Raw genomic sequence first — 5,304 nt, 5'->3', positions numbered from 1 at the left:
GAAGGGATAGGGATCGTCTTTAATGGCGAGGGTCGTCCTAATAATCTGCGGCCAATGATCCACTTCGCCTTTGCTGTATTGCACGACGTGAAACGTCATGCTGAGATCGGCGGTCTTTCGTATCTTGCCATCGATGACGTACCAGGCGCCCCAATAGCCAGTTTCAGTATCCTGTGAGCCGTGGATAAAAAACCAGACAGCCTCGCGCACTGCATCCCAGTTTATCTTCTCGTCAAGCGCGACATAGTCGACAAGAATGTCCTGGAGATAATGCTTATAGGCTGCCGTTGAATAGCTCGTCATCACGCTGCCTAGCTCGCCGCGGTTGTCGATACCTGTGTTTTCGATGTCCGAGATGAGCAGGCTCTGAAGATAGTTGATGAGTTCACGTCCGGTGGTGAGCCGCGGGCGCAAGCGATAGCGAGGGATTTTCCCCTGGCTTACGAGAAGGCCTACTGCCGTTGCTGTCTCGCCGACGCGCATGAACCATTGATCGTAGCAGAGTCCCCAAAAGCCATCGACCGGCGATTGCTCGCTAGCGAAGTTCTGACTTTTGTCCTGTAAGCTCCGCTCGATGCGTTCCAGCTTGTCTTCGAGTGCATGCCAGTTTGCCGTGTAGCCGAGCAGCCATTTTGCCTCGAGATACATTTGCTCCGAGCATTGTAGCGTGTTGCCTGCAGCTTGTTCGCTGGCGAGCCGCGTCTCGAGCGCTTCGAGGCGCTCCGAGAAATGCTGACGCCGTTCTCGATAGTGAGGGTCGAACGCCTCGAACTCGCGAACAATGACGTCGCGCATGTCGACCTTGTCCGCTAACACGGCTGGCGGGGAGCCGCTGAGTATTGCGACTCCGGCAAGCACCAGCAGTATTTGCCGAAGACCTGTAGCAATACGACGACCGCTCTGCGTGTGTGTCATTGCTCCTCCAAATCCACCAAGTGGTCCCGTCGCACCCGCGATGGCGGCCCGGAGTCCGCTCGGTAGGCCGGACCGCCCAAGAGGGTCAAGTTCGCGTTGAAGGCGTCAATAGCGGCTGGCACGCTCGAAATCTGACGCGACAAGGTAACGTGTGCGAGCGGTGAGCATGAGACGGGGAGCCAACGCCGCGAGCTTCTGACAAACAACATGGCCTACATCGCCCGTGGCTCCGGTAATCAGCGTTGTCCTAGACCTCACGTTGTAAATCTCCCCCATCAATACCAAACACCGTGTATCGTTTTTCTGTGATGTGAACCGGTACGCACTAAGACAATATACTCCAGCGCATGAACGTACCACCTTTCCAACAAGCCTTGCCAGGGAACTTGCTGATTGCAGGCGTGTTGACACGCTATTTGTCAAAGGGCACTATTTTGCCATAGAGCGCAGGCACTACGTCACAAACCGACCTCCATCACGCCGCTTCAGCCAAACAAGAATCAATCGATGACACCAGACCAGCGCAAGACGATGTTTATTGTCGGTAATGGCCCGATCAAAGACAATCTCTCTGACATGGTCGATCAATCAGATCTGGTTGTTCGTTTCAACGAGCCAAAAGCGTCCAAGGGAATGTCGGGGGTAAAGACTGATATCCTCTTCGTCTGCAATTCCGGCAAACCGATGCAGCGCCGCCTCACCGATCCATCCTATTTCAACTCGCCGATTGTCCAGGATGCCTCGCAAGTCATCTTCGCCTATCACCCCCAGATCATCGCGCAATATTTCAGGCAGCCGCATCTGCTTTCCCGTTTAAAGGGGAGGCGGGGAGACTGGACCTTGCAGGCCATCGACGCATTTGGCACAGCGGGCAAATCAATCCTTGTACTTCCACCGCGCTTTTACAAAGAAGGCTGTGAAGTGCTCGGTATTCCTGAAGAAAAGCGCAGGGAAATTTTCCCGAGTACAGGCTATTTCGGGCTGACCTATATTCTCCAGAATTTCGATCCCGCTGAATGGAAGATCATTCTTTGCGGATTCAGCTGGGAAGGCTGGCGGCGCCATGCCTGGGGCGATGAACGCCAATGGGTGATGGACAAGGTTGAACAAAACATTCTCGACGTCATCGTATGAAGCTGGAAGCGAGGTCCTATGAGCAATGATCTTGATATTTACGTCGGCTGGGATTCGCGCGAGCCGATTGCCTACGAAGTTGCAAAAAATACCGTCTTGAAACATGCATCGATCCCCGTGCGGGTGATTCCGATCAAACTCGATGAACTGGTGTCGAAGGGCGCCTATACGCGCGATATCGACCCGCTTGCGTCGACCGAGTTCACCTATTCCCGCTTCTTCACGCCCTTTCTGGCGGGCTACAAAGGTTGGGCTCTGTTTTGCGATTGTGACTTCCTGTTTTTCGCGGATGTGGCCAAGTTGCTGGAATACCGCGACGAGACCAAAGCGGTCATCTGCGTCAAGCATGATTATACGCCCAAGGAAGGCACCAAGATGGATGGCAAGGTCCAGACCAGCTATCCGCGAAAGAACTGGTCGTCATTCATGCTGTTCAATTGCAATCATCCGTCGACGCGCAAACTCACGCCGGAACTGATCAATCGGGAGAGCGGCGCCTATCTGCACCGGATGCAGTGGGCAGCCGACGAGGAAATTGGCGAAGTCCCGGTTGAATGGAATTGGCTGGAAGGCTGGAACGAAAAACCTGCCAATGGCTATCCGAACGCAGTCCATTTCACCAATGGTGGACCCTGGTTCAAGGATTGGCAGAATGTCGACTACGCTGACGAGTGGCGTGCTGCGGCAGACGCAGTAGACCCCAATTGGAAGATCATTTGATATATCCTATCCAAACACAAAGCCCCGGAAATTCCGGGGCTTTTTGTTAACTTCGACGCGTCAACCGCGTCTCTTCTTGACCTCGGCCGTGCGCGGTTTGGTTTCGAGGCCGCTCTTGTAGAGGTTGTTGCGATCAAGATTTTTTACATCCCGCTCGCCACACAGTGCCATCGTAATATCCAGCTCTTTGCGGATTATCTCCAGCGCTTCAGTAACACCCTGTTTTCCACCCGCACCGAGGCCGTAAAGAAATGCACGGCCGATGAATGTTCCCTTGGCGCCGATGGCGAGAGCTTTCAAGACGTCCTGTCCGGAGCGTATACCGCCATCAAAAAGGACTTCGATCTTGTCACCGACCGCATCGACAATGTCGGCAAGGACCGAGATCGACGATGGCGCGCCATCAAGCTGACGCCCGCCGTGATTGGATACGATGATTGCCTCGGCGCCTGTAGAAACGGCCATTTTCGCATCTTCGACGTCGAGAATACCCTTGATGATCAGCTTACCGCCCCAGCGTTCCTTGATCCAGGCGACATCATCCCAGGACAGGCGCGGATCGAACTGCTCGGCAGTCCAAGTGGATAGGGATGACAGATCGGCGACGCCTTTTGCATGGCCGACAATATTGCGGAATGTGCGGCGCTGGGTCTTCAGCATACCCATGCACCATTGCGGGCGCGTTGCCATCTGCCAGATATGCTTGGGCGTGAATTTCGGCGGAGCCGAAAGCCCGTTGCGGATATCCTTGTGGCGCTGGCCGAGAATTTGCAGATCGAGTGTCAGGACAAGAGCTGAACATTTGGCCGCCTTGGCGCGATCGATCAGATTGTAGATGAAATCGCGATCACGCATCACATAGAGCTGGAACCAGAACGGCTTGGTCGTCGCGGATGCGACATCCTCGATCGAACAAATGCTCATCGTCGAAAGGGTGAACGGAACGCCAAATTCTTCGGCCGCCTGAGCGGCAAGCATCTCGCCGTCCGCATGCTGCATGCCGGTCAGGCCGGTGGGCGCGAGCGCAACAGGCATCGAAACCTTCTGACCAATCATGGTGCTCTCAAGCGTCCGGTCGGTCATGTCGACGGCTACGCGCTGGCGCAGCTGTATCTTGCGGAAATCCTCTTCATTGGCGCGGTAGGTGCTTTCTGTCCACGCACCAGAATCCGCGTAGTCGAAGAACATTTTTGGTACACGGCGCTGCGCAATTTTTTTCAGATCTGCGATTTCAACTGTCTTTGGCATTTTTCCGTCCCGAAGCCCTCTGATCTGTTGTTCTCATACTAATGGATGCACCAATGCAAGTGCCAGAATGAAATTCCTGCCGTCAGCGCAATTCATCATATATGGGTACATACTTCATGGATAAATTCAATGACAAGGGTTTGTCTTCACTCCGAGAATTTCGCTATGGTCAATCTCAACCCTGAATGGTGCTTCAAAGGATATGATTCGATGACAAAACAACCGGTTCTCGTGCTCGGTCCGCTCATGCCCTATCTGCTCGAGGAGCTGGAGAAACGCTATGCAGTCGAGAAACTCTATGAGGAGAAAGACGCTCTCGGCTTCTTGCATCAACATGCAGGGCGATTCCGCGCTGCCGTTACAAGCACCTTTACGGGCCTGAAAGCCGATATGGTCGATCTGCTGCCCGCGGTTGAGATTGTTTCTTCCTTTGGCGTCGGCACCGATTCGCTCGATGTGGCCTATGCCAGCAAGAAGGGGATCAAAGTCGCCAACACGCCGGACGTTCTAAACGAGGACACGGCAAATATGGCCATCTCGCTGTTGTTGGCCACGACCCGCGATATCGTTGCGAATGATCGTTTTGTGCGGGAAGGACGCTGGGCCAAAGGCGAGACACCGCCACTGGCCCAGGGCATCGAAGGCAAGAAAGTCGGGCTCGTCGGGCTGGGACGCATTGGCAGTGTCATCGCAGAAAAACTTTTAACTTTTGGCTGCCAAGTGACCTACCACACGCGCAACAAAAAGCCGGACGCTCCGTACGCCTACTATACGGATCTGATCGCAATGGCCGGTGATTGCGCCGCGCTAATCGCGATCCTGCCGGGCGGCGACGCGACCCAGGGTATCATTTCGCGAGAGGTGCTGCAGGCTCTTGGCCCCAAAGGCACATTCATCAATATCGCCCGGGGAACGGTGGTGGATGAGGTGGCACTGGTGGAACTGCTGCAAACCGGCGAGCTTGGCCGAGCCGGGCTCGACGTGTTCGTTGACGAGCCGAATGCACCTGAAGCTTTGTTCGCCCTCGATAATGTGGTCCTGCAACCGCATATGGGCAGTGCTACAGTTGAAACCCGGAAAGCCATGGCAGACCGGGTTGTTTCCAATCTGGAAGATTATTTCGCAGCTAAATAGAACAGCAATTCCGTGATGTTTTACCCGAACACCACGGTCTTGTGACCATTGAGCATGACGCGGGATTCAAGGTGCTTCTTCACCGCCCGCGCCAGCACCCGGCTTTCGATGTCGCGGCCGGTGGCAACGAAATCCTCGGCGCTCATCGCGTGG

The 5,304-nt window shown here is 54.7% G+C and carries 5 protein-coding genes and 1 pseudogene; 3 read left to right on the top strand and 3 right to left on the bottom strand.

Annotation, left to right across the window (positions count from 1 at the left end; genetic code table 11):
• A partial coding sequence (locus AAAC48_RS14375) for a hypothetical protein (RefSeq protein WP_340654827.1) occupies window positions 1-915 on the bottom strand: 915 nt, incomplete at its 3' end.
• A gap of 507 nt (window positions 916-1,422) precedes the next feature.
• On the opposite strand from AAAC48_RS14375, the gene AAAC48_RS14370 reads away from it, so the two are divergent.
• Entirely contained in the window at window positions 1,423-2,049 is a 627-nt protein-coding gene (locus AAAC48_RS14370) for a hypothetical protein (protein ID WP_340654826.1), read from the top strand.
• 18 nt (window positions 2,050-2,067) lie between these two features.
• Window positions 2,068-2,769, top strand: a complete 702-nt coding sequence (locus tag AAAC48_RS14365; protein WP_340654825.1) for a glycosyltransferase — start codon at window positions 2,068-2,070, stop codon at window positions 2,767-2,769.
• A 60-nt stretch (window positions 2,770-2,829) separates the two neighbouring features.
• On the opposite strand, the gene AAAC48_RS14360 is transcribed toward AAAC48_RS14365, so the two are convergent.
• The gene (locus AAAC48_RS14360) at window positions 2,830-4,017 is read right to left on the bottom strand and encodes an alpha-hydroxy acid oxidase (protein WP_340654824.1); all 1,188 of its coding nucleotides are present in this window, start codon (window positions 4,015-4,017) and stop codon (window positions 2,830-2,832) included.
• A gap of 210 nt (window positions 4,018-4,227) precedes the next feature.
• On the opposite strand from AAAC48_RS14360, the gene AAAC48_RS14355 reads away from it, so the two are divergent.
• Entirely contained in the window at window positions 4,228-5,151 is a 924-nt protein-coding gene (locus AAAC48_RS14355) for a 2-hydroxyacid dehydrogenase (protein WP_340654823.1), read from the top strand.
• A 20-nt stretch (window positions 5,152-5,171) separates the two neighbouring features.
• Here AAAC48_RS14355 and AAAC48_RS14350 read toward each other — a convergent pair.
• Window positions 5,172-5,304, bottom strand: a pseudogene (locus AAAC48_RS14350) (formyltetrahydrofolate deformylase); the annotation flags it as partial.

The organism is Phyllobacterium sp. (genome assembly GCF_037994405.1).
Classification (GTDB): Bacteria; Pseudomonadota; Alphaproteobacteria; order Rhizobiales; family Rhizobiaceae; genus Phyllobacterium.
The sequence above is the reverse complement of the archived record's forward strand: the minus strand, read 5'-3'. Positions and strand labels throughout refer to the sequence as shown.